12 protein-coding genes and 1 pseudogene are annotated in these 23,317 nt (G+C 75.3%); 8 read left to right on the top strand and 5 right to left on the bottom strand.

Annotated elements, in window-relative coordinates:
* Together ABZ809_RS18670 and ABZ809_RS18665 are read right to left on the bottom strand one after the other, a co-directional pair.
* Positions 1-311: pseudogene (locus ABZ809_RS18670) on the bottom strand (M4 family peptidase); the annotation flags it as partial.
* Positions 312-481: 170 nt separating this feature from the next.
* Complete coding sequence (locus ABZ809_RS18665) at positions 482-1,114, bottom strand: TetR/AcrR family transcriptional regulator (RefSeq protein WP_357563758.1); 633 nt, start codon at positions 1,112-1,114, stop codon at positions 482-484.
* Between the two features lie 109 nt (positions 1,115-1,223).
* Here ABZ809_RS18665 and ABZ809_RS18660 point away from each other — a divergent pair, with 109 nt between their 5' ends.
* Positions 1,224-2,573 (top strand): alpha-hydroxy-acid oxidizing protein, encoded by a 1,350-nt coding sequence (locus tag ABZ809_RS18660; protein WP_357563757.1) that lies wholly within the window; start codon positions 1,224-1,226, stop codon positions 2,571-2,573.
* 16 nt (positions 2,574-2,589) lie between these two features.
* On the opposite strand, the gene ABZ809_RS18655 is transcribed toward ABZ809_RS18660, so the two are convergent.
* Positions 2,590-3,861 (bottom strand): serine hydrolase domain-containing protein, encoded by a 1,272-nt coding sequence (locus tag ABZ809_RS18655; protein ID WP_357563756.1) that lies wholly within the window; start codon positions 3,859-3,861, stop codon positions 2,590-2,592.
* 197 nt (positions 3,862-4,058) lie between these two features.
* On the opposite strand from ABZ809_RS18655, the gene ABZ809_RS18650 reads away from it, so the two are divergent.
* A complete protein-coding gene (locus tag ABZ809_RS18650) occupies positions 4,059-5,324 on the top strand; it encodes a pectate lyase (protein WP_357563755.1) in 1,266 nt (421 codons plus the stop codon).
* Here the strand turns inward: ABZ809_RS18650 and ABZ809_RS18645 are convergent.
* Positions 5,311-8,190, bottom strand: a complete 2,880-nt coding sequence (locus ABZ809_RS18645) for a condensation domain-containing protein (protein WP_357563754.1) — start codon at positions 8,188-8,190, stop codon at positions 5,311-5,313. The genes ABZ809_RS18650 and ABZ809_RS18645 overlap by 14 nt on opposite strands.
* Before the next feature lie 139 nt (positions 8,191-8,329).
* Here ABZ809_RS18645 and ABZ809_RS18640 point away from each other — a divergent pair, with 139 nt between their 5' ends.
* Genes ABZ809_RS18640 through ABZ809_RS18625 form a run of 4 tightly spaced genes read left to right on the top strand, consistent with a single transcriptional unit; the run spans position 8,330 to position 18,816 of the window.
* The gene (locus ABZ809_RS18640; RefSeq protein ID WP_357563753.1) at positions 8,330-13,894 is read left to right on the top strand and encodes an amino acid adenylation domain-containing protein; all 5,565 of its coding nucleotides are present in this window, start codon (positions 8,330-8,332) and stop codon (positions 13,892-13,894) included.
* 1 nt (position 13,895) lies between these two features.
* Positions 13,896-15,410, top strand: a complete 1,515-nt coding sequence (locus ABZ809_RS18635) for an AMP-binding protein (protein ID WP_357563752.1) — start codon at positions 13,896-13,898, stop codon at positions 15,408-15,410.
* 14 nt (positions 15,411-15,424) lie between these two features.
* Positions 15,425-18,541: an amino acid adenylation domain-containing protein gene (locus ABZ809_RS18630; RefSeq protein WP_357563751.1), complete on the top strand. Its 3,117-nt coding sequence runs from the start codon at positions 15,425-15,427 to the stop codon at positions 18,539-18,541.
* Between the two features lie 2 nt (positions 18,542-18,543).
* The gene (locus ABZ809_RS18625; protein ID WP_357563750.1) at positions 18,544-18,816 is read left to right on the top strand and encodes an acyl carrier protein; all 273 of its coding nucleotides are present in this window, start codon (positions 18,544-18,546) and stop codon (positions 18,814-18,816) included.
* 6 nt (positions 18,817-18,822) lie between these two features.
* Here ABZ809_RS18625 and ABZ809_RS18620 read toward each other — a convergent pair whose 3' ends face one another.
* Positions 18,823-21,210: a M48 family metalloprotease gene (locus tag ABZ809_RS18620; RefSeq protein WP_357563749.1), complete on the bottom strand. Its 2,388-nt coding sequence runs from the start codon at positions 21,208-21,210 to the stop codon at positions 18,823-18,825.
* A gap of 242 nt (positions 21,211-21,452) precedes the next feature.
* Between ABZ809_RS18620 and ABZ809_RS18615 the strand changes: the two genes are divergently transcribed.
* Positions 21,453-22,286, top strand: coding sequence for a sulfite exporter TauE/SafE family protein (locus ABZ809_RS18615; RefSeq protein ID WP_357563748.1), 834 nt, complete (start codon positions 21,453-21,455; stop codon positions 22,284-22,286).
* A gap of 98 nt (positions 22,287-22,384) precedes the next feature.
* The gene (locus tag ABZ809_RS18610; protein ID WP_357563747.1) at positions 22,385-23,302 is read left to right on the top strand and encodes a hypothetical protein; all 918 of its coding nucleotides are present in this window, start codon (positions 22,385-22,387) and stop codon (positions 23,300-23,302) included.
* Positions 23,303-23,317 lie beyond the last annotated feature (15 nt).

Raw genomic sequence — 23,317 nt, 5'->3', positions numbered from 1 at the left:
CCGGCGTAACCACCACTCGGCGTCGTGTGGATGACGAAGTCACCGCCGTACACCCGCAGACCCTGGTAGGTCCGGGTGTAACGGGTGTGCGCCGCACCGTTCGCGTCCACCTTGGAGCTGTAGACGGCGTACGTTTCGCCTGCCGAGGCGCGGACGGCTGCGCCGTTCGCGCGGAGTGCCGCCTCGGCCCGGGCGACGGCACTCGGCTCCGGGGCGGGGGCGGCCGGTGCCGCGTACGCCGTGGTGGCAATGCCGGTCAGCAGGCCGCTGGTGAGTAGCGAGATGCTGACGGCGGCGAGGGATCTCTTCACTGGCCCTCCTGGGGGATCACGTGACGGTAGTCACCCAGGTAGATATATCGATTGATCGGAATCAGCAGAAGAGGTCGTTCAACCGATGCGTCCCGCCCGCCGCGCGTGCTTTGGTGGGGGGTTTGACCGCGGGAAGATCGACAGGCCGCCGCCGACGGTGGCGGCAGGCGTCAGGCGCCTGCTCCGGGCTGCGTGCCGCGCCGCGTGGGTGCCTTGTCGACGGCGTGCAGGAAGGCGGCCGTGATCGCCTCCAGCGTGGGCAGCGCGGGGGCGGTCCCGGGAATCCGGGCGACGGTCGTGGTGTCGCGGATGGCGGCCAGCGCGAGCAGGAGCGCGTCCCGGAAGCGGTCCCGCCGGGCGTAGCTCGGGAGCGCGTCCGTGGCGACGGCGAGCACGCGGTCGGTCACGGCGACCAGGGTCGCGGCGGTCTTCGCGGCGGTGTCGGGGTGCGTGCGGGCGAGCACGAGGAGTTCGGCCACGACGGCGAAGACCGGCAGCCGGTAGGTCTCCCACACCTGACGCAGGAGCAGCTCGGCGCGTTCACGTTCGGTCGCGCCCGCGACCGGTTGGGACGCCTCGTCGATGAGCCGGGCGGCCAGTCGGTTGATCGCGGCGTCGATGAGCGCGGCCTTCGTGGGGAAGTAGTGCTGCTGTAGCCCCTGGCTGACCCCGGCGAGCTGGGCGACACCGCGGGTGGTGGTGGCGGCGAACCCGACGGTGGCGAGGCACTCCAGCGTCGCGTCCAGCAGGGCTTCCACCGCCTGCGTCCGGCGTGCCGCGCGCGCCCCTCCCGCGTGTGCCATCACCGCATCCTGGCCGAGCCTTCGACGCATTGCAAGTCAGGTGACTTGTCAAGTCACGTGACTTGACTTAGCGTTGCTGCCGCCGCTCGCCGAGCACCGAGGAGGACCCATGCCCGTCACCGTCACGTCACCCTCCGCCGCGAGCGCGCTTGGTGCGCCCACCGCGCCGACCGTGCCCACCGCGCCGGGCGCCGGACTGGCCCGCCTGAACACGATCTACCGCCAGGGCATCCTCGGCCGCCGTCCGGAGATCCCGGCCGACTTCGGCGAACTCGAGCGCCGGGCACGTCGCGCCAGCAGCGCGGCCGCGTGGGCCTACGTCGCCGGTGGGGCGGGTGAGGGCCGGACGATGCGGCGCAACCGGGCGGCCTTCGACGGCTGGGCGATCGTCCCCCGGATGGCGTCGGCCGCCGTGGAACGGGACCTCTCCGTCGACCTGCTCGGCGACCGGCACGCCACCCCCGTGCTCCTCGCGCCCGTGGGGGCGGCCGCGCTGATGGGCGACGACAGCGACCTGCAGATCGCTCGCGCCGCTGCGGCCACCGGGACGGGCTACATCCTGTCCAACCAGGCGTGCAGCCCCATGGAGGACTGCGCGGCGGCCATGGGCGACGCGTCGCGCTGGTTCCAGCTCTACTGGAGCAAGGACGAGCGACTGGTGGACAGCCTCATCGCGCGGGCGGAGGCCGCCGGCGCCGGGGCCCTCGTCGTCACGCTCGACACCACGGTGCTGGGCTGGCGCCCGCAGGACCTCAACCTGGGCTCGCTGCCGTTCACCAGGGGGCAGGGCATCGCCCAGTACACCTCCGACCCCCGCTTCCGCGAGATCGTCGCCGACCGGGTCGCCCGGCCGGCCGACAAGCCCCCCACCACGGTGACCCTCGGCGCCGTCAGGACACTGCTGGCCATCGCCCGGAACCACCCCGGCCGGTTCTGGAGCAACCTGCGCTCGCCGCTGCCCCGGGCGTCGGTCGAGACGTTCCTCGACATCTACTCCAACCCCGGCCTGAGCTGGGACCACCTCGCCACGCTCCGGCAGCGGACCCGGCTGCCCGTGGTGCTCAAGGGCATCCTGCACCCCGACGACGCGCGTCGTGCCCTCGACCTGGGAGTCGACGCCCTCGTGGTCTCCAACCACGGCGGCCGGCAGGTCGACAACTCCATCGCCTCCCTCGACGCCCTCGTCGCCATCCGCGACGAGCTGGGCGCGGAGCCCACGCTGCTGCTCGACAGCGGCATCCGTACCGGCGCCGACGTGTTCACCGCGCTCGCCCTCGGCGCGAACGCCGTACTCCTCGGCCGTCCCTACATGTACGGCCTCGCGCTCGCCGGCCAGCGCGGCGTCGAGGACGTCATCCGGAACGTCGTCGCCGAACTGGACCTCACCATGGCGCTCACCGGCGCCCGGGACATCTCCTCGATCACGCGGGACCTGCTTCGGCGCGCGCCCGTCGGCTGACCCTGGTCAGGGGATCTCAGCGCGGGACCGCGGCGGTGGGGGCGGCGTTGGCGACGGCCACCCGGACCGGGTCCGGATTCGCCCAGCTCCAGTTCGGGTGGGCGCGGTTGGTCAGGAGGACCAGGACCATGCGGCGGTCCGGGTGGACCAGCAGGGAGGTGCCGGTGAAGCCGGTGTGCCCGAAGGTGCGGGTGCCGCTGAGCCGGCCCATGAACCAGGGCTGGTCGAGCACGACGCCCAGGCCGTGCGCGGAGGTGCGGTCGGGCCGTTCCGGGTCGACGGCGGGCAGGCCGCTGTTCACGTCGGTGAGCATCCGCCGGGTGATCTCCTCGGAGAGGATCCGGGTGCCGTCGTGGATGCCGCCGTCGAGCAGCAACTGACCGATGACGGCCACCTCGGCGGCGGTGCTGAAGATGCCGGCGTGGCCGGCGATCCCACCCATGTGGTTGGCGACGTCGTCGTGCACCACGCCACGGAGCAGCCCTCGGTGTGAGCGCGCGTCGGTGGCGACGAGCCGGCTCGCCTGGTCCGCGGCGCTGAGCCAGCTCCTGGGGTTGAACCCGGTGTCCTTCAGGCCGAGCGGCCCGGTCAACCCGTTCTTGAGGGCCCGGTCGAGTCGCTGGCCGGTGACCTTCTCGACCAGGAACGCGAGGACCATCAGGCCGACGCTGGAGTAGCGGAAGACGGTGCCGGGCACCGCGCCCCCGACCAGGGGAGTGGCGAGGACCGTTGCCCGGCGGGCCGCGTCGTCGGGCAGGCCGGCGACCTCGGCTCCGACGGGCAGGCCGCTGGTGTGCGCCAGCAGCATGGCGACGGTGACCCTGGTCTTGCCGTTGCCCGTGAAGCCAGGGAGGTAGTCGACCACGGGCGCGTCGAGATCGATGCGCCCGTGGTCGACCTGTTGCAGCGCGAGGATTGCGGTGTAGACCTTGGTGATCGAGGCGAGGTCGAAGATCGAGTCGGGTCGCATCATGACCTGCTTCGACTCGGGCAGCAGCACCGGGCCGGCGCCGTAGCGCAGCGCCCTGCCGACCCGTGCCTGCGCCGTGGTGACCCCGTGGGTCCGGCAGAGCGCCACCGCGCCCGCGTACGCGGGATGTCCGGGGTTGGCGCTGGTCGGGGCGAGGTGGCGGTCGAGTTCGCGGAGCAGCCTGCGGTCCGCGGCCGCCGTGCCGGGCCCGGCGGTCGGGCCGGCGGCGGTCGGGACGGCACCCTCGCGGCAGCCGGCGAGAACGGCGGCGGCCGAGGCGAGACCGGCGCCGAGCACGGTGCGGCGATGCGGTGACATACGGGGCATCATGGCAGCCCGCGTGGCCGGGACCAGCTCGCCCGGCCGCCGTGGGTTGCCGACGGCGGGGCCTGCGCGGTGCGGCGACTGACGTGGTCGACGGGGTCGTTGACGCAATCGAAACATGTCAATAATATGAGGAAAGCGTTTTCCCGTCCTGGGTCATGCCCTGGACCCGTCCTCGGAGGTGACGCACCATGACTTCTCCTGTGGCCGCCGGCACCGGCAGCCCGCCCCGACGCCGGTGGGCGGTGGTCCTCGCCGGCGCGACCGCGGTGCTCGCCACCGCGGCGGTGGGTGCCGTCGGCATCCCGACCGCGTCCGCCGCCACCGTCAGCACCAGCGCCACCTACGTCTTCGTCAACCGGCACAGCGGCAAGGCGATGGACGTCTACAACTGGGCCACCAACGACGGTGCCCCGATCCTCCAGTGGGGCCGCAACGACCTCGCCGTGCAGCGGTGGCAGTTCGTCGACACCGGCAGCGGCTACTACAAGATCAGGTCGGTGCACAGCGGAAAGTTCCTGGAACTGCCGAACGCCAACGACGGCACCGGCCTGGTCCAGAACGCCGACAACGGCACCACCCGGCAGCAGTTCCGGCTGGCCGACTCCGACAGCGGCTACGTCCGGTTCATCAACCGGCACAGCAACAAGGCGCTCGACGTGTGGGAGTGGTCGACCGCGGACGGCGGCCAGATCGTCGGGTACGGCGACCTCGGTGGCTGGAACCAGCAGTGGCAGCTGGCGACCGTGAGCGGGGGGAACCCGACCCCGCCGCCGAGCACCTCCTGGCCCACCCCGACGGGGCAGGTCAACGTCAACGGCACGATCCCCGTCTCCGGCGTGCTCGACGGTGGGATGCGCCGCTACTGCTGCATCGGCGACGGCAGCCAGGAGGAGAGCCAGGACCCGATGTTCAAGCTCGCCAACGGCGCCACCCTGCAGAACGTCATCATCGGCGCCCCGGCCGGCGACGGGGTGCACTGCGACGGTTCCTGCACGCTGCGCAACGTCTGGTGGGAGGACGTCGGCGAGGACGCCGCGACCTTCCGCGGCACCGGCTCGCCGACCTTCCTGGTCGACGGCGGTGGCGCGCGCAGCGCCGGTGACAAGGTGTTCCAACACAACGGCGCCGGTACGCTGACCGTCCAGAACTTCCAGGCCAGCAACTTCGGCACCTTCTACCGTTCCTGCGGCAACTGCTCGACGCAGCACCAGCGCGACGTCGTCATCCGTAACGTCACGCTGACCCGGCCGGGCAACACGGTGGCCGGGGTCAACGTGAACTACGGGGACACCGCCCGGTTCAGCGGGGTCACGGTCGTCAACGACTCCAGCCGGTCGATGGTGATCTGCCGCAAGTACAACGGCAACAGCAGCGGCGACGAGCCGACCCAGATCGGCACGGGGCCGGACGGCACCAACTGCGTCTATTCCTCGTCCGACATCAGCTACCGCTAGCCACCGCGAGCGTGTCGGGCCCGTACGGCGCCGCCGGCGGGCCCGGCACCGGGGCGTACGGCCAGGGCACGTCGCCGAACGCCGCCTCGACCAGCAGCGCCTCGACGTCGCGCAGCAACGCCTCGGCCCGAACGGCCGGAAAATACCGGGAGTCGGCGGTGACGACCAGCTCGGCCGCGCCGGGGGCGTCGAGCGCCTGGAGACGGCAGCGCCAAGGGAAGCCCGTCAGCTCCGGCAGCCACCGGAAGGCGCTGCGGGACACCATCGCGCGTACGCCGGCCTCGTCCGGGCCGGCCCCCGAAGGACGGGCGGGGCGCGACAGCCGGGTGTCGTTGAGGTAGCAGAACGGGGCCAGGAAGGTCCGGTGGTCGTGGCCCAGTTCGGTGACCGCGCGCTCCCACGCCGCCGGGTCGTAGTAGGCGTGCCGGTAGGCGTCCAGCGCCGCGCCCCGCGCGCGCGACAGCAGCTCGGCGAAGCCGGGACGGCCGTCCAGGTCCAGCCGGCAGAGCCCGATCTGGTTGAGCGTGCCGACAGCGGTGTCGTGGCCGGGCTGGAAGCGGTTGCTGGCCATGAGGACGATCCCGCAGGCGTCCTGCCCGCTGCCCGCGCCCAGCACGGCGGCGGTCGCCGCCAGCAGGGCGTCGGAGGTGCTGACCCGGTGCCGGGCCGCCACCAGCCGGGTCGCGTGCCCGACCGCCGCGGAGACCAGCGAGCCGCGCAGGTGGCGGGGGACCACCGGCGCGGGCCCGGCCCGGTCGGCCGGGCCCCCGGTGAGGCCGTCCAACTGCCGGATCCAGTACGCCACCGCCCGCTCCGAGCGCCGGGCCTGGACGAGGCGTTCCCGCTCGGCGAGGTCCACCGACTGGAGACCGGGCGGCGTGTCCAGCGTGCCGCGCAGCAGGAGCACCCGCAGGTCGCGCAGCACGGTGTCGGCGGCGTCCAGGTCCACCACGGAGTGGCTGAACACCGTGACGACCTGCCGTACCCGGTCGTCCACCGTGACCAGCGCGACGCGCAGCGGCCACTCGGCGACGTGGTCGAAGCGCGGCTCGCGCAGCCGGGCGGCCAGGGCGGTCGCCGCGTCGCGGCCGTCCGGGTCGTCGGCGGGCCGGGGCACGGCGTGCACGAGGACCGGCAGCCGGCCCGTCGCCGCCGCCTCCTGGTGCAGCTCCCGGTCCCGGCGCCGGAACCGGGTACGCAGCGACCCGTGCCGGGCGACCAGTGCGCCGACGGCGCGCAGCGCCCGGGGCACGGTGACATCGGCCCGGGCAGCGACCGGCAGGGTACGGGGGAGCCCCAGCACCCGGTACGCGGCGGGGGAGTCGAACTCCTCGACGGTGCGCCACATCGCGCGCTGCCCCCAGGTGAGCGGCGCGCTCGCGGCGCGCCCACCGGAGAACGGCGCGTACGTCAACTCCTCGACGCCCGTGCCGTCGGGGGTGACCGGCCCGGTGGCGGCCGGGAGCCCGGCCCCGGCGGACGAGCACGGCCACGGCACCTCCGCGAAGGCCGCCTCGACCAGCAGCTCCTCCAGCCCGCGCAGGAACGGCTCGACGGCGTCCAGCGGGAGATGGCGGGTGTCGGCGGTGAGCGTGACGCCCACCCCGGCCGGCTCGTCGACAACGTGGGTCAGCAGGTGCCAGGCCGCCTGGCGGAGGCCCTCTGTCCAGGTGAAGGTGCTGCGCCCCATGGCGGCCCGTAGCTCGCCGGGGGTCGTCCGGGGCGGCGGGTCGACTCCGCCGACGGGCAGCCGGACGTCGTTGAAGTAGTGGTGCGGCAGGAACGCCGAGTCGAAGTCGACGCCCCGGGCCTCGAAGGCCTGGCGCAGCGCGGGCGGGCTGTAGTAGGCGTGCCGCAGGCCGTCCAGGGACGCGGCCCAGACGCGGGACACCAGCTCGCCGAAGTCGGGGCGCCCGGTGAGGTCCACCACGCAGAAGCCGACCTGGCCGAGGTTGGCGACCGCGCCCGCGTACTCGGTGCGGAACCGGTTGTGGGCCATCGGGAACAGGCCGCACACGTCCCGGCCCGAGTCGCGGACGGCCAGCGCCGCGTACCCGGCCAGCAGCACCGCCGACACGCTGACCCGCTGCCGGGCGGCGATCAGCCGGGCGGCGGTGTCGATGGCGGAGGAGACCAGGACGCCCCGGCGCAGCGGCGGGTCGAGACCCGGCGCGGTCGGGGCCGGCGCCTGCCCGGGCAGCCGCTGGAACTCCCGCAGCCAGTGCGCCACGGCCCGCTCCGAGCGGCGCCGGTCGGCCCCGTGCTGACGGCGGGCCACGTCCGCCGACTGCGGGCCGGGCGGCGTGGCCAGGGCGCCCCGGAGTAGGATCAGCCGCAGGTCACGCAGCACCACCTCGGCGGCGTGCGCGTCCACCGTGCTGTGGCTGAACACCACGACGACCTGCCGTACCCGGTCGGCCACCGTGACCAGCGCGACCCGCAGCGGCCACTCCTCGGCGTGGTCGAACGCCACGTCGCCGAGGCGGTCGGCGGCCTCCCGGGCGGCCCGGGCCCCGTCGTCGGTGCCGGCGCACACCAGCAGCGGCAGCAACCCGGCCGCCGCCGTCTCCTGGCGCGGCCCGCCGTCGGTCACCCGCAGCCGGGTGCGCAGCGCGGAGTGCCGGCCGACCAGCTCGCCCACCGCGCGGGCCGCAGCCGCCACGTCCGCGCCGGCCCGCGCGGAGACCGGCACGGTACGCCTCAGGTTGAGAAAGTGGTGGTTGGAGCCGAACCGCGTGATGGAGCGCCACAGCACCCGCTGGGCCCAGGTCAGTGGTGCTGTCCCGGCACCCGGGCCGGTGAACTCGGCGTGGACGAGGGCCTCCGAGGCCCACTCGGCGGGCACCGCCAGGTCGGCGAATCGCATTCCCGACCGTACGACGGGCCGCTCCGGCGCCGGATCGCTCGATCGAGTCGTCCACAGGGGACCGATCAGCCGATCCACCGCCTCGGTTGCGCCGTGCACACTACTGGCTCCCATCCGTCACCGCCCGAGAAGGTACCGCGTGACCAACGTCGACGTACCGTTGCGGAGCCCTGCCCTCGCACCGACCGCCACCGGCCCCGCCGCAGAACCCCGCCTGTCGTTCGGGCAGGAACGCATCTGGTTCACCGAACAGCTCACCCCCGGCACCGCCGCGTACGTCGTCTACTCGACCACCCGGCTGCGCGGGCCGCTGGACGTCGGCCTGCTGCGCGCCGCCCTCGACGCCACCGCCGCCCGGCACGACAGCCTGCGCATGCGGTTCACCGAGAACGCCGAGGGCGAACCCGTCGTGCGGGTGCTCCCCCGGGTGCGGGTGCCGGTCACCGTCACCGCCGCGCCGTCCGAGCAGGCCGCCCGCGCGCTGGTGGCCGCCTCCGTCGCCACCCCCTTCGACCTCGGCCACGCCCCGCTGCTGCGGGCCCTCGTCGTGCGGCTCGGCGACGGGGAACACCTCGTGCACCTCGCGATGCACCACATCGTCAGCGACGGCTGGTCGCTCGACCTGCTTCTCGGCGAGGTCGCCGCCACGTACGGCGCGCTGCGCGACGGCGGCGTCGAACCCCCGGCACCGGGCATCGGCTACGTCGACTACGCCACCTGGCAACGGGACCGGCTCGACGGGCCGGCCACCGGCGATGGCTTCGCGTACTGGACGCGGGCGCTGGCCGGGGTGCCCCCGCTGGAACTGCCCACCGACCGGCCCCGCCCGGCCGTGCAGTCGTACGCCGGGGACACCTACCGCTTCGCCCTCGACGCCGAACTCACCGACGGGCTGCGCCGGCTCGGCCGCGCCCACCGGGCCACCCTCTTCATGACCCTGCTCACCGGTCTGCAGGCCGTGCTGTCGCGGCACAGCGGCCAGCGGGACTTCGCCGTCGGCACCCCGGTCGCCGGCCGGGTGGTGCCGGAGCTGGAGAACCTCGTCGGCCTCTTCGTCAACACCCTCGCCCTGCGCGCCGACCTCTCCCCGGTCGCCGCGACCGTCGACGCCCCGGCCACCGAGCCCAGCTTCGCGGCCCTGCTGCGGCGCACCCGCGGCACCGTGGTGCGGGCCCTGGCCCACCAGGAGATCCCGTTCGAGCGCCTGGTCAAGGAGCTCAACGTCGCCCGCGACGTCAGCCGCGCCCCGGTGTTCCAGGTGCTGTTCACCCTGCAGAACTACGCCCACGGCGGCGACCGCTGGCCCGCCGGCCTGGCCGCCGAGGGCGTCGGCACCGACGCCGCGACCGCCCGCTTCGACCTGTCGCTCTACGTGGGCGAGGCCGCCGACGGCCTGCGCTGCATGCTCGTCCACAACGCCGACCTGTTCGACGCCGCGACCGTACGACGGCTGGCCGGAAGCTTCGAGACGCTGCTGCGCGCCGCGGTCGCCCGGCCGGACCTGCCCGTCGTCGACCTGGACCTGCTCGGCCCCGCCGAGCGGGACCGGCTGCTCGCCCTCGCCCGACCCGACGAGCCCGGCGCCACCGCCGGCAGCGGTAGCACCGACGGCACCAGCAATTCCGGCGTCACCGGCTCGGCCGGCACCCTGGCCGACCTCGTCGTCCCGTACGCCGCCGCCACGCCCGAGGCGCCGGCCGTGGTCTGCGGGCCGGACACGCTCACCTACCGGGAGCTGGACCGGCGGGCGAACCGGCTCGCCCACTGGCTGCGCGCCCGGGGGGTCGGCCCGGACGGGCTGGTCGGGGTCCTGTTGGAGCAGTCCGTCGACGTGGCCGCGACGCTGCTCGGGGTGCTCCGCGCCGGCGGGGCCTACCTGCCGCTGGATCCGGAGCAGCCCGCCGGCCGGCTGGCCCTGATGCTCGCCGACGCCCGCCCGACGGTGGTGCTCACCAGCGCCGACCTGCGGGACCGGCTGCCCGCCGACGCCCCGGCCGCACACCTCGACGAGATCGCCGGCGAGGTCGCGGCGGCGCCCGACACCCCGCCGCGGACCGGAACGTCCGGCGACAACCTGGCGTACGTCATCTACACCTCCGGCTCCACCGGCACCCCGAAGGGGGTGGCCGTGCCGCACCGGCAGGTGCTGCGCTACCTCGACGGGGTGGCCGACCGGTTCGGGATCGTCCCGGCCGCCCGGTACGGACTGCTCCAGTCGATGTCGTTCGACTTCAGCGTCACCGTCTTCTACCTGGCGCTGGCCACCGGCGGCGCGGTGCACCTGCTGCCCCGCCGCGGCACCGGCGCCGAGCTGGCCGAGCGGCTGCGCGCCGACGGCATCGACTACCTGAAGATCACTCCGTCGCACCTGGCGGCGCTCACCGCCGACGCCGAGCCGGCCGACCTGCTGCCCGCCCGCGCGCTGATCCTCGGCGGCGAGGCGTCCGACCTGGAGCGCGTCGGCCCGCTCGCCGCCGCCGGCCCGGCCCGGGTCGTCAACCACTACGGCCCCACGGAGGCCACCGTCGGCGTCACCACCCACGAGGTGGCCGTCGACGGCCCGCACACCGGCCCGGTGCCGATCGGCCGGCCCCTGCCGCACGCCCGCGCGTACCTGCTCGACGAGCGGATGCGCCCCGTGCCGTTCGGGGTGCCCGGCGAGCTGTACCTCGGGGGCGACCGGCTCGCACGCGGCTACCTGAACCGGCCCGGCCTGACCGCCGAGCGGTTCGTGCCCGACCCGTACGGCCCGCCGGGCGCCCGCCTCTACCGCACCGGCGACCTGTGCCGGTGGAACGCCGACGGGCACCTGGTGTTCCTCGGCCGGCGCGACCACCAGGTGAAGATCCGCGGCTACCGGGTCGAGCTGGGGGAGATCGAGGCCGCCCTGCGGGACTGCCCCGGCGTACGGCAGGCGGCGGTGCTGCTGCGCGACGACCGGCTGGTGGCCTACCTGGAACCGGCCCCCGGCGCGGACGGGCCGGACCCCGCGCACCTGCGCCGCCGCCTCGCCGACCGGCTGCCCGAGCACATGGTGCCGACCCGCTGGGTGGTCCTGGACCGGCTGCCGTTGCAGGAGCACGGCAAGGTGGACCGGCGGGCCCTGCCCGAGCCGACCGACGCGCCGCCGACCGGGCAGCGGGTGGCCCCGACCGGGCCGGTGGAGACCCTGGTGGCCGGGATCTGGGCGGCCGTCCTCGGGGTGCCCGAGGTGGGTGCCACCGACGACTTCTTCGACCTGGGTGGGCACTCGCTGCTGGCCACCCGGGTGGTGGCCCGGCTGCGCCGGGAACTGCCCGCCGTCGCCGGGGGCGCCGCGCCGGCGGTCACCGTGATGGACCTGTTCCGCCACCGCACCGTACGCGAGCTGGCCGCCCTCGTCGCCGGGGCAGGCGGCGGCGCCGGCGGGCTGCTGCACGAGCTGACCCCGCCGACGTCCGCCGCCGACCGGGTCGCCACCCTGGTCTGCGTCCCCTACGGCGGCGGCAGCGCCGTGGTGTACCAGCCGCTGGCCGACGCGCTGCCGGCCGGGTACCGGCTGCTGTCGGTGGCCGTGCCCGGGCACGACATCGGCCTCGCCGACGACCCGGCGCCCATCGCCGACGTCGCCGCCGACGTCGTCGCGGAGATCCTGGACCGGGTGGCGGGGCCACTGATCCTGTACGGGCACTGCGGTCCCGGCGGCGCGCTGGCCGTGGAGGTGGCCCGCCGGCTGGAGGCCGCCGGCCGGGACCTGCTGGCGGTGTATCTCGGCGCGGTCTTCCCGTTCGCGCGGCCCGCCGGGGGCGTACTCGGGCCGCTGACCCGGCTGCGGCTGGCCGAACGCCTGCGCAGCGACCGGATCTACCGCACCTGGTTGCAGGCGCAGGGGACGGCCGTCGGGTCGCTCGCGCCGGACGAGGTCCGGTTCCTGGTCCGGGCGATGCGGCACGACGCCGAGGTCTCCGAGGAGTACTTCACCGACCTGATGCGTGAGCGCGTCGCTCCGCTGCGCGCGCCGGTCGTCTCGGTGGTCGGCGAGCGGGACCGCAGCACCGACTACCACGAGGAGCGGTACCGGGAGTGGCACTTCCTGAGCGACCGCGCCGCCCTCGCCGTGATCGACGAGGGCGGGCACTACTTCCTCAAGTACCGGGCCGGTGAGCTGGCCGAGATCGTCACCGGCGTGCACCGGCACCTCGACGCGCCCACCCCGGCCGCCGCGCCGGCCGGACCGGAGGACGCGTCGCCCGTGCCGGAGGCCTGGCAGCTCGCCGCCGTCTCCCACCGGCCGTCGTCCGGCCGTCCCGCGCCGGTCGACCCGGGCGGCCCGGCCGATACCGCACCGCCACCCAGCATGCGCCGCTTCGGCCTGGTCGCCGCCGGGCAGATCGTCTCCGGGCTGGGCACGGCGCTGACCACCTTCGCGATCCCACTGTGGATCTACACCGAGACCGGGTCGCTCGCCCGGTTCGCCCTCTTCGCCGTGCTCGGCCTGCTGCCCGGCCTGCTCGTGGCCCCGCTGGCCGGGGCGCTCGTCGACCGGACGAGCCGGCGGCGCGTCCTGCTGCTCGCCAACGTCGCCGCCGGGGGCGCGAACGCGTTGATGGCCGGGCTCGTGCTGGCCGACCGGGCCGAGGTGTGGCACTTCTACCCGCTGACGGCGTGGCTGTCGGTGGCGTTGGCGTTCCAGCGTCTCGCGTTCGTCTCGGCGGTGCCGCAACTGGTGCCCAAGCGCTACCTCGGCCACGCCAACGGCCTCACCCAGACCGCCGTCGGCCTCACCCAGTTCACCGTGCCGCTGCTGGCCGTGGCGCTGCTCCAGGCCGTCGGGCTGCGGGGCATCCTGCTCATCGACGTGGTGTCGTACCTGTTCGCGATGGGCGTCCTGGCGGCCGTGCGGTTCCCGCGCACCCTGGCCCTGCGCCGCCGCGAGGGCATCGGCGCCGAGATCGTCGCCGGCTTCCGGTACTCGCTGCGCCGCCGGGAGTTCCGCGCCATGCTGGCGTTCTTCGCGGCCCTGAACTTCTTCCTGTTTCCCGTGCTGTTCCTGCTCTCCCCGCTGGTGCTCGGCTTCGCCGACCTGGACGAGGTGGCCCGGGTCGCGCTCGCCGGCGGGCTCGGCGCGGCCGTCGGCGGCCTGGTGATGCTGGTCTGGGGCGGGCCCCGGCGCCGCCGGATGCGGGCGGTGCTGCTGGGCACCTGCGGCATCGCGGTGGCCGCCGTGCTGACCGGGCTGCGACCGAACCTGCTGCTCGTCGGCGCGGGCGCGTTCGGCATGTACCTCGCCCTCGGCATCGTCAACGGCGTCTACCACACGATCATCCAGACCAAGGTGCCGCCGCGCGTCCACGGCCGGGTCTTCGCGCTCAACCAGATGGTCGCGCAGTCCACCCTGCCGCTGGGCTGGGGCGTCGTGGCCCCGTTCGCCGCCCGGGTCGCCGAGCCGATGCTGCTGTCCGACGGCGTGCTGGCCGGCACGGTCGGTGTGGTGCTCGGTGTCGGTCCCGGCCGGGGCCACGGCCTGCTCTACGTCCTGTTCGGGGTGTGCATCGCGCTGACGGCGCTGGTGTCGCTGCTCACGCCGACCCTGGCCCGGTTCGACGACGAGGTGCCCGACGCGCCGCCGGACGACCTGGTCGGCATCGAGGAACGCCGTGCCCGGGCCGCCGGTGTCCCCGACGGCCGGCCGCGGGTCGCCCCGGCCGGCCGGAAGGCGGCCTGACGTGACCGCCACGACGCCCACCGGCCGGGCCGCGATCCCGCCGCGCACCGTGCCCGAGCTGCTCGACTGGCGCACCGCCCTGCACCCGGACCAGGTCGCGGTCGAGGTGCACGGCGTGGCGACCCTGACCTTCGCCCAGTGGTCCGCCGGCGCGACCGCCGTCGCCGCCGCGCTGCGGCACCGGGGACTGCGTCCCGGCGACCGGGTCGGCCTGCTGTTCGGCGCCCGCGACTGGACCGGGTTCGCCGTGACGTACTGCGGGGTGCTGCGGGCCGGCGGCGTCGCCGTGCCGCTCTCCGACCGGCTCGCCGCCGGGCAACTCGGGTACGCGCTGAGCCACTGCGCGGCCACCGCCGTCGTGCACGGCGCCGACACCCCCGCCCCGCCGGTCCCGCCCGGCGTGCCGGCCTGGCCGGCCGGTGACCTGCTCGCCGGGCCCGGTGCCGCCCTCGACCCCACCGGCCCCCGGCCCGGTGACCCCGCCCAGATCCTCTACACCTCGGGCACGACGGGCCGGCCGAAGGGGGTGGCCGCCAGCCACGCCAACCTCACCGTGGGCGCCCCGAACCACCCGCGCCGGCTGGCGCTGGCCCACTCGCGGCGGTTCCTGCACGCGTTCGCCATCGGCACCAACGCCGGGCAGACCATGCTGCTCAACGCGCTCACCGCGAAGGCCGCCGCGTTCACCCTGCCCCGGTTCACCCCGGCCCGGTTCGCCCGGCTGGTCGAGGCGCCCGGCACCGGGACCGTGTTCGTCGTCCCCTCGATCGCCGTCGAGCTGCTCGACTCCGGGGCGCTGCGCGGGCGGGACACCGGCGGCGTCCAGCTCATCGGCTCGACCGCCGCCCCACTGGCCCCGGCGGTGGCGGCCCGGCTCGCCGAGGCGTTCCCGCAGGCCACCATCGTCAACTACTACACCTCCACCGAGGCGGCCCCGGCCCAGACCACGATGATCTACGACCCGGCCCGGCGGGACGCGGTCGGGCGACCGGTCGGCGGGCAGCTCATGGTCGCCGACGCCGACGGCAACCCGCTGCCCGCCGGGACCACCGGGGACGTCTGGCTGCGCGCCCCGCATCCCCGCGCGTACCACCGCGACGAGGCGGCCAACCGGGCCACCTTCCGCGACGGGTGGGTCCGGATGGGCGACGTCGGCCGGATCGACGCCGACGGCTACCTCTACCTCACCGACCGGCACCAGGACGTCATCAAGTCGGGCGCGTTCAAGGTCTCCACCATCGAGGTCGAGGCCGCACTGCACGAGCACCCCCTGGTCGCCGAGGCGGCCGTCGTCGGGGTTCCGCACCCGGTGCTCGGCTCGGCCGTGGCCGCCGCCGTCGTGCCCCGCCCGCCGGCCGGCGGCGACGGGCTCTCCCTGCCGGTGCTGCGCGGCTTCCTCGCCGACCGGCTGGCCGACTACCAGCTACCCGCCCGGCTCCTGCTGCTGGAGCGGCTGCCCCGCAACGAGGGCGGCAAGGTGCTCAAGCGGCAGCTCGCCGACCTCTTCGACAACTGACCGTCAGCACGACCATGGGAGGCCATGTGGGCACCGCCGAGGCGACTTCCGCGCAGCACGCCGTCTGGTTCACCGAGCAGGCCGGTGTCGCCGGCACGGCGTACCACATGGCGCTGGGCGTACGGTTCGCCGCCGAACTCGACCGCCGGGCCCTCGTCGCGGCGTGCGCCGCGGTGACCGAACAGCACCCGGTCCTGGCCGCCCGGGTCGTCACCGACGACGGCGGCACCCCCCACCTGGCCCCGGCCGACAGCCGTCCGGCGGTCACCTTCGGGGAGCTGACCGACGCCCGGATCGCCGAGGAACTCGCCCGACCGCACGACCTGGGCACCGGCCCGCTGGCCCGGTTCACCCTGCTGACCGGCGCCGACGCCACGCACCTGCTGCTCGTCACCGCACACCACCTGGCCTTCGACGGCACCTCCAAGGACGTGCTCGTCAACGACCTGGCCGCCGCGTACGCCGTGGCGCTCTCGGGCGATCCGGGCCCGGCCCCGGCCCGCGCCGACGGGTACGCCGGCCTCGCCGCCGCCGAGCAGCAACGCGTCGCGGTCGACCTGCCCGCCGCCCGCGAGCACTGGGCGCGGCACTGGACCGGGCCCGGCGACGTCGTCCTGCCCGGCCTGCGCCGGCTGCCCACCGGCGCGGAGCCCGGCGGGGCCGTGACCCTGGACCTGCCCGCCGGCCAGGTCGCGGGCGTCGACCGGGCCGCCCGGTCGATCGGGGTGACCCGCTTCGAGCTGCTGTTCGCGGTGCTGCACGCCCTGCTCGCGCGCTACGGTAACCGGGACGTCCCGATCGGCGTGGCCCTGTCCACCCGCACCCCGGACCAGGCCGACCGGGTGGGGCTGTTCGTCAACGAGCTGCCCGTCGCGGTCCCCCCGGCGCGGGGGACGTTCCGCGACCACGCCCGCGCCGTCCGGGCCCGGCTGCGCGAGGTGTACCGGTACCGCGCCGTGCCGCTGGCACACGCCGTGCCCGGCCTGCGGCCCGCCCCGGCCCTGACCCCGGTCAGCGTCGCCTACCGGCGGCGCGGCGAGGAGCCGGTCTTTCCCGGGGTGGCCAGCGAGGTCGAGTGGACCCTGTTCGGCGGTGCCGCCCGCAACGCCCTGCACGTGCAGATCGTGGACGCCCCGACCGGCGTCACGGTCTGCCTCCAGCACAGCCCCACGGCCGTCGACACCGACGCCGTACGCCGGATCGGCGGGCACCTGCGCACCATGCTCGCCGCCGTGGTCGCCGAACCCGACCGCCCGGTGGCGGACCTGCCCGTGCTGCCCGCCGTCGAACTCGACCGGGTCGTCCGCGCCGTCAACGACACCGCCCGGGCGTATCCCGCCGGGCTGACCGTGCCGGCCCTGTTCGCCGCGCGGGTCGCCGCCGATCCGGACGCGCCGGCCGTGGCCGACGGCGACCGGACGCTGACCTACGCCCAGCTCGACGCCGCCGCCGCCCGGCTCGCCGCGCTCCTGCGGCAGCACGGCGTCGGCACCGGCGCCCTGGTGGCCGTCGCGCTGGACCGGTCCTGGCAGGCGGTGGTGACCGTGCTGGCGGTGCTGCGCTGCCGTGCCGCGTACCTGCCGGTCGACCCGGGTCACCCGCCGGCCCGGCAGGAGGCGATCCTCGCCGACGCCGCCCCGGCGCTGGTCGTGACGGGTGCCGCCGGGCAGGCGACCCGGCCCACCCTCGCGCTCGACGGGGCGAGCCTGCTCGACGGCCCGGTCCCGGCCGGTGACCCCGACGGGCCGCCGAGCGCCGACGACCTGGCGTACGTGCTCTACACCTCCGGATCGACCGGCCGCCCCAAGGGCGTGGCGGTCCGGCAGGGCGCGCTGGTCAACCTGCTGCTGGGCGTACGCGACCTGCTGGGCAGCGGCCCGCGCGACCGTTGGTTGCACCTGACGTCGCTGTCGTTCGACATCTCCACCGTGGAGGTGCTCCTGCCGCTGGTCACCGGCGGCCGGGTGGTCGTGGCCTCGACCGTCGGCGCGCTGGACGGCGCGGGCGTGCTGCGGCTGGTCCGGGACACCGGGGTGACCCACGTCCAGGCCACCCCGTCGGGCTGGCGGGTGCTGCTGGCGGCCGGTCTCGGCGCGCCGGCCCCGGACGCCGCCGGAACCTCGCCGGAGCCGCTGGTCGCGGTCGCCGGCGGGGAGGCGCTGCCGGTGGCCCTCGCGCGGGAGCTGCGGGCCCGCACCGCCCGCCTGGTCAACGGGTACGGCCCGACGGAGGCGACCGTCTACGCGACCATGGCCGACATCCCCGCCGACCCCGGCGAGGTCACCATCGGCCGGCCGCTGCCGAACGTGCGGGCGTACGTCCTGGACGAGACCCGCCGACCGGTGCCGCTCGGGCTGCCCGGCGAGCTGTACCTGGCCGGCGCCGGGCTCGCCGCCGGCTACCTGGGGCGGGCCGACCGCACCGCCGAGCGGTTCGTGCCGGACCCGTTCGCGCGGGCCGGCGGGCGGCTCTACCGCACCGGCGACCGCTGCCGGTGGCTGCCCGACGGGCGGATCGAGTTCCTCGGCCGCACCGACGACCAGGTCAAGATCCGGGGCCACCGGGTCGAGCTGGGCGAGATCGACGCCCGGCTCCTCGACCATCCGGGCGTGGCCGCGGCGGCCACCGTGCTGCGGCACGACGCGGGCGAGCCGCGCCTCGTCGCGTACGTGGTGGGCCGCGCCGCCGCCCCGCAGCCGGCCGAGCTGCGGCAGCACCTGGCGTCGAGCCTGCCGCAGGCCGTGCTGCCCACCGACTTCGTGGCCCTCGACCGGTTGCCGCTCGGCCCGACCGGGAAGGTCGACCGGGCGGCCCTGCCCGCCCCGACGCCCCGGGACCCGGTCGTGGCAATGCCACCCGGGGTGCATGACGACGCGGCCGGCGCCGACCCTGCTGGCGACGACCCGGTGGTGGCGCAGCTCCGCCAGATCTGGCAGGAGGTGCTGCGCGTGCCCGACATCGGGGTGCACGAGGACCTGTTCGACCTGGGCGGACACTCGTTGACGATCACCCGGATCAGCGGCCGGATCCAGCAGCGGCTGGGCGTCGAGGTGCCGCTCGACGCCTTCTTCGAGACCCCGACGATCGCCGAGATCGCCGAGATCGTCCGGCAGTCCGGAAAGGAGTTCTGAGCATGGGTGACACCGACCTGCGCAGCCGGATCGCGGAGCTGGTGAGCGAGTCCACGGCGGGGGAGGTGACGGCGACCGACGTGCTCTCCGGCGGGTCGATGGTGGCCCTCGGCGTGGACTCCCTCGGCCTGCTGCGCCTGGTCGACGCGATCGAGCTGGAGTACGGCGTCGAGGTCGAGCTGAACGGACCGGGCCGGCCGCTGGACACCCTCGACGACCTGGTGGCCCTGGTGGGCGCGGCCGAGCCGCCACCGGAGGCCGCGCCGCCGGCCTGAGCCTGGCTATCCGAAGGTGGTCCAGAGCCACACCTCGTACGCGTTCGGGAGGATCTTCCAGCAGTAGAAGGCGGCCAGCGCCGCCAGCAGGGCCAGCGCGCCCGTCAGCACCCGACGCGCCCACCTGCCCTCGCTCGCGGCACCGCTGTGTGGTGCGGGCCCGGCGGCCGTGGTCCCGGTCGGGGCGGCAGGTCGCCGGACGAGGCGGAGCACCGCGACGACCAGCAGCGCCGGCACGGCGACCACGATTCCCTGCACGAGCACCCAGTGCGTGGTGACCGCCAGCTGGAACGTGGACGGCGGGGCCGAGCAGTAGGACGGCGGGGCATCGGCCGCCCACACGTTGATCCCGCACTGCACCGGGGTCGCGACGGCGAAGTACGCGACGGCGGCGAGCATCGCCGTGACCATCGCCGCGAGGGGGGCCGTCACGGGGCGACCGGGCCCGCGGCCGGCCACCACCACGGTGGTCACCACGGTGACGGCCAGCACGACGACCATGAGGGTCGCCCCGTCGAGGATCTCGTTGAACGCGGCCCCCACGCTGCCCGCCGGGGGTGCCCGGCGTACCTCGGCGGGCAGGGCGAGCCGTGCGGCCACGGGCAGCAGGCCGCCGATCACGGCGGCGACCGCGCCGCCGACGAGGCCGACGGTGACCGCGCGGCGGACCGCCGTCCGGCCGCCGCCCACCCGGTGCGACAAGCACGCCGGTACGAGCCACAACGCGGTCGCCGCCGGCAGGACGAGCGGGTGGTTGACCAGCCGGTAGATCTGGCCGAGGGTGGTGCCGCTGCCGGCCGCCACGTGCGCGTACCAGTCGATGTCCGCCCCGGCGGCCGGTGCGGCACCCAGGGCCGGCCGCAGGCTGATCCCGCCGAGGCTGAACGGCAGCCAGACGGTGCAGGCCGCGCCGCCGGCCAGCGCGGCGGCGGCGAGCACCGCCGGCAGCGCCCAGCGCGGTGGGGGCCCGGCCTGTGCGACCCGGGCCGCCGCCGTAGCCCACGCGGCGACCAGCACCGCGCCGGCGACCAGCACCAGGGCGCTCGTGAGCCGCGTCGCCGGATCGGTGCCGGGCAGGCCGAACCCGCCGTCGTGGATCTGCACCGACAGCAGGGTGCCGGCCAGGTACGACCCGACCAGGACCAGCGGCGCGGACGACCAGTGCGGCATCCGCCCGGTACCGGGTGGCGGCCGACCGTCCACCCACGATCCCGGCGCCACGGCCGCGCGGGCGACCGACCGCCACACGGACAGCGCGAGGACCGCCGCCAGCACTGCGCCGACCGGCAGCCCCAGGAGCCCCAGCCCGAGGACCGGTTCCATCCCGAGCCGCAGACCGAACAGCGGGAGCAGATTCGTGGTCAGCACGCCGAGCGGCAACCCGACCGCGACCAGCTCACCGAGCCGGGGCGCGAGCAGCACCGTGGGATCGCCGACCGCGCGCCGCCGATCCGGGCCGGACGGATGCGTGCCCCAGCGGACGGCGAGGGATCGGGTGGCCGGGAGGCCCGCCAGGGCCCGGTCCAGCTCTTCCGCCGATCCGCCGATTCGCGTGGCGACCGCGTCGGCGTGCAGTTCCCGCACCCGCAGCACCGCGTTGCGCAGCAGGTAGACCAGGCAGGTCAGGACGAGCAGGACGGTGAGCAGTTCCGCGGCCGGGGCTGCCGCCGGCTGGCGGCTCCACCGGGTCGGGGTGACGAAGAGCCCCGGATGCGCCAGCAGTACCAGGCTCGGCACCACCGCGACGACGACGAAGGCCCGCCAGATCCAGACCGTCAGGTAGGTCATGTCGATGTCGCGGTTGCGCAGGTGGGCCAGCTCGTGCCGGACCACCGCCCGGAACGCGGGCAGGTCACGCGCCCGCAGCACGAGCAGACCGGCGTCGAGCGCCACGCGTCGCCTGCCGGGCAGCCCGAAGGCCTGCCCGCCGGTCGTACGCCGCCCCGGTGCCAGCCACCACGAAGGAGTGCGGGCCAGCCCCGCGGTGCGGGCGAGCTCGTCGAGGTCGGCGACGAGTCGCGGCGATGCCGTCGTGGAGAGGCGAAGGAGTCGGTGCCGGCGGACCAGCCACCGGGGATGGCCGGCGTAGCCCAGTGCGGCGACGCCGGCCAGCGCGGCCAGCCCGGCCGCGGCGAAGGCCACCTGCCCGGTGAGCACGGGGCGCAGGCAGGACCGGAACTCCGCCGCGAGTGCCCGGCGGAGTTCCTGGTCGTCGCCCGCCGCCGGCTGTCCGGCCTCGAAGGCCTCGGTGCAGCCGTTCAGGGACACCGCGGCCTGCGTGCGGCCGGGCAGGTGCAGCTCGATGGTGAGGAAGAAGACCAGGCCGGCGGCGAGCACCGCCCCGACCAGCACGCCGAACCGCACCCGGGAAGCGGTCGGTCCGACGGAACGCATGCAACCTTCCTTGTCGCTCGCGATGCCCGATCCGGCCGGCGGCGCGGGTCGGCCGAGCCGGTCATCCCCTTCAATGTAGGAGCACCGGCGCACACATCGACAGCCGCTCATGGATAGCGTCGCGGTCGGATTCGCGTCGCGGGAACCCCTTGCCTAAAGTCGATCAAGGCGATAGGAAAAGTGGGATGTGGCGTCCGGGGAAGCCGTGACCGCCTGCGAGCCCTCTCGTCCCAGGAGGTCCCTTGGCTGCCCGGCTCGACGTCGCTGCCGCGCACACCGGGTGGATGTCCGAGCTGGCCTGGTCGACGGGCGCGTTGGGCTTCGTGGCCGGGCTGACCATCGCCGTGGTCACCGCACCGGTCGGGGTGTCCGGGGCGATGTTCCTGCTTCCGGTGCAGCTCAGCGTGCTGGGAGTGCCCAGCCCGGCGGTGACACCCACCAACCTGCTGTTCAACGTCGTCGCCACCCCCGGGGCGTTGCTGCGGTACCGGCGGCAGGGCGGGCTGCGGACCCCGCTGGCCCGCCGGCTGGTGCTGGGCACGCTGCCGGGCGTGGTGGTCGGTGCGGTGATCCGGGTCTTCGCCGTGCCCGGGCCGCAGGTGTTCCGGCTGTTCGTCGCCGGGCTGCTGCTGCCGCTGGGGGTGTGGCTGTGCGCCCGGACGCTCCGCCCGGCCCGCCGGCGCCCGGCGGAGCCACCCTCGCCGCGGGCGGTCACCGCGCTGGCGGTCGCGGTGGGGATCGTCGGCGGTGTCTACGGCATCGGCGGAGGTTCCCTGCTCGGCCCGATGCTGGTCGGTCGGGGGCTGCCCGTCGTGCAGGTCGCCCCGGCCGCGCTCGCGTCGACGTTCCTGACCTCGATCGTGGGTGCTGGCGCGTTCGCACTGCTGGCCCTGGTCGCGCCCGGCGCGGTCGCGCCGTACTGGTCGCTCGGGCTGCTCTGCGGGCTGGGCGGGCTGGTCGGCGGGTACGTCGGCGCCCGGCTTCAGCCGTACCTGCCGGAGACCGGCCTGCGGCTGCTGCTCGGCGTCCTCGCGGCCCTGGTCGGTGTCCTCTACACCGTGCAGGCCCTCATCTGACACCCGACCGGCGACAGCGTGCCGGTGCCCGGTGGGAGGCGGGACCGCCGAGAGCGTCGCGAGTGGTGTGTCGGGGGGTTGGGCTAGCGTCGGCGGACATGGTGATGCTGAGCCGGGAAGCCTTCGCCCGGGCCCGGGGCTTCGTGTTCCGGCACGGCCGCCCGCTGGACCGCGCCCGGTTCGGGCACCGGTTCGAGTCCCGACCGGCCAGCGAGGTGGTGGCCGAGCTGGCGCGGTTCCAGAATCCGGACGGCGGGTTCGGGCACGCCCTGGAGCCGGACCTGCGGGCAGCCGCCTCGTCCGCGATCGCGACGTCGATGGCGTTCGCGGTGCTGCGCGAGGTGGACGCACCCGCCACCGACCCGGTGGTGCGCCGGGGCGTCGCATACCTGCTCGAGACCTATGACGGCGAGCGGTCGGTGTGGCGCATCGTGCCGCCGGAGGTCGAGGACGCGCCGCACGCGCCGTGGTGGACATACACCGGCGTCGACCAGACCTTCGACGGTTGCCGGGTCAACCCGACCGCCGACCTGCTCGGCGTGCTGCACGACTACGCGGAACTCGTGCCGCCGGGCCTGCTGGCCCGGCTCACCGCCACGGTCCTCGACCGGCTGGAAGAGGCGGCGGCCGACGACCTGAACGCGTTCCGGTGCGCCGTCACGCTGGCCGCCGCGAGACGCCTGCCGGAGGCGACGCGGGGCCGGTTGGCCGAGGTGCTGGCCGCAGGTGTCCACCGGGTCGTCAACCTGGATCCGGCGGCGTGGCCGACCTACGTGCTCCAGCCGCTGGAGGCGGCTCCGTCACCACGGTCGACGCTGGCTGGCGTGATCGACCGCGCCGCGATCGACACCAACCTGGACTACTGGATCCACGGCCAGCAGGCCGACGGGGCCTGGCCCCTGACCTGGAGCTGGGCCGAGGTCGACGAGTCGGCGTGGCGGCAGGCCGAGCGGGACGGAAAGGGGCTCCAGATCGTCGAGCGGCTGACGGTGCTGCACGCGTACGGCCGGCTCTAGGTACGGATACCCAGC

Source organism: Micromonospora sp. NPDC047074, assembly GCF_040643815.1.
In the GTDB taxonomy this organism is placed as follows: Bacteria; Actinomycetota; Actinomycetes; order Mycobacteriales; family Micromonosporaceae; genus Micromonospora.
Note: the sequence above shows the minus strand (reverse complement) of the source record. Positions and strands in the feature narration are given on the sequence as shown.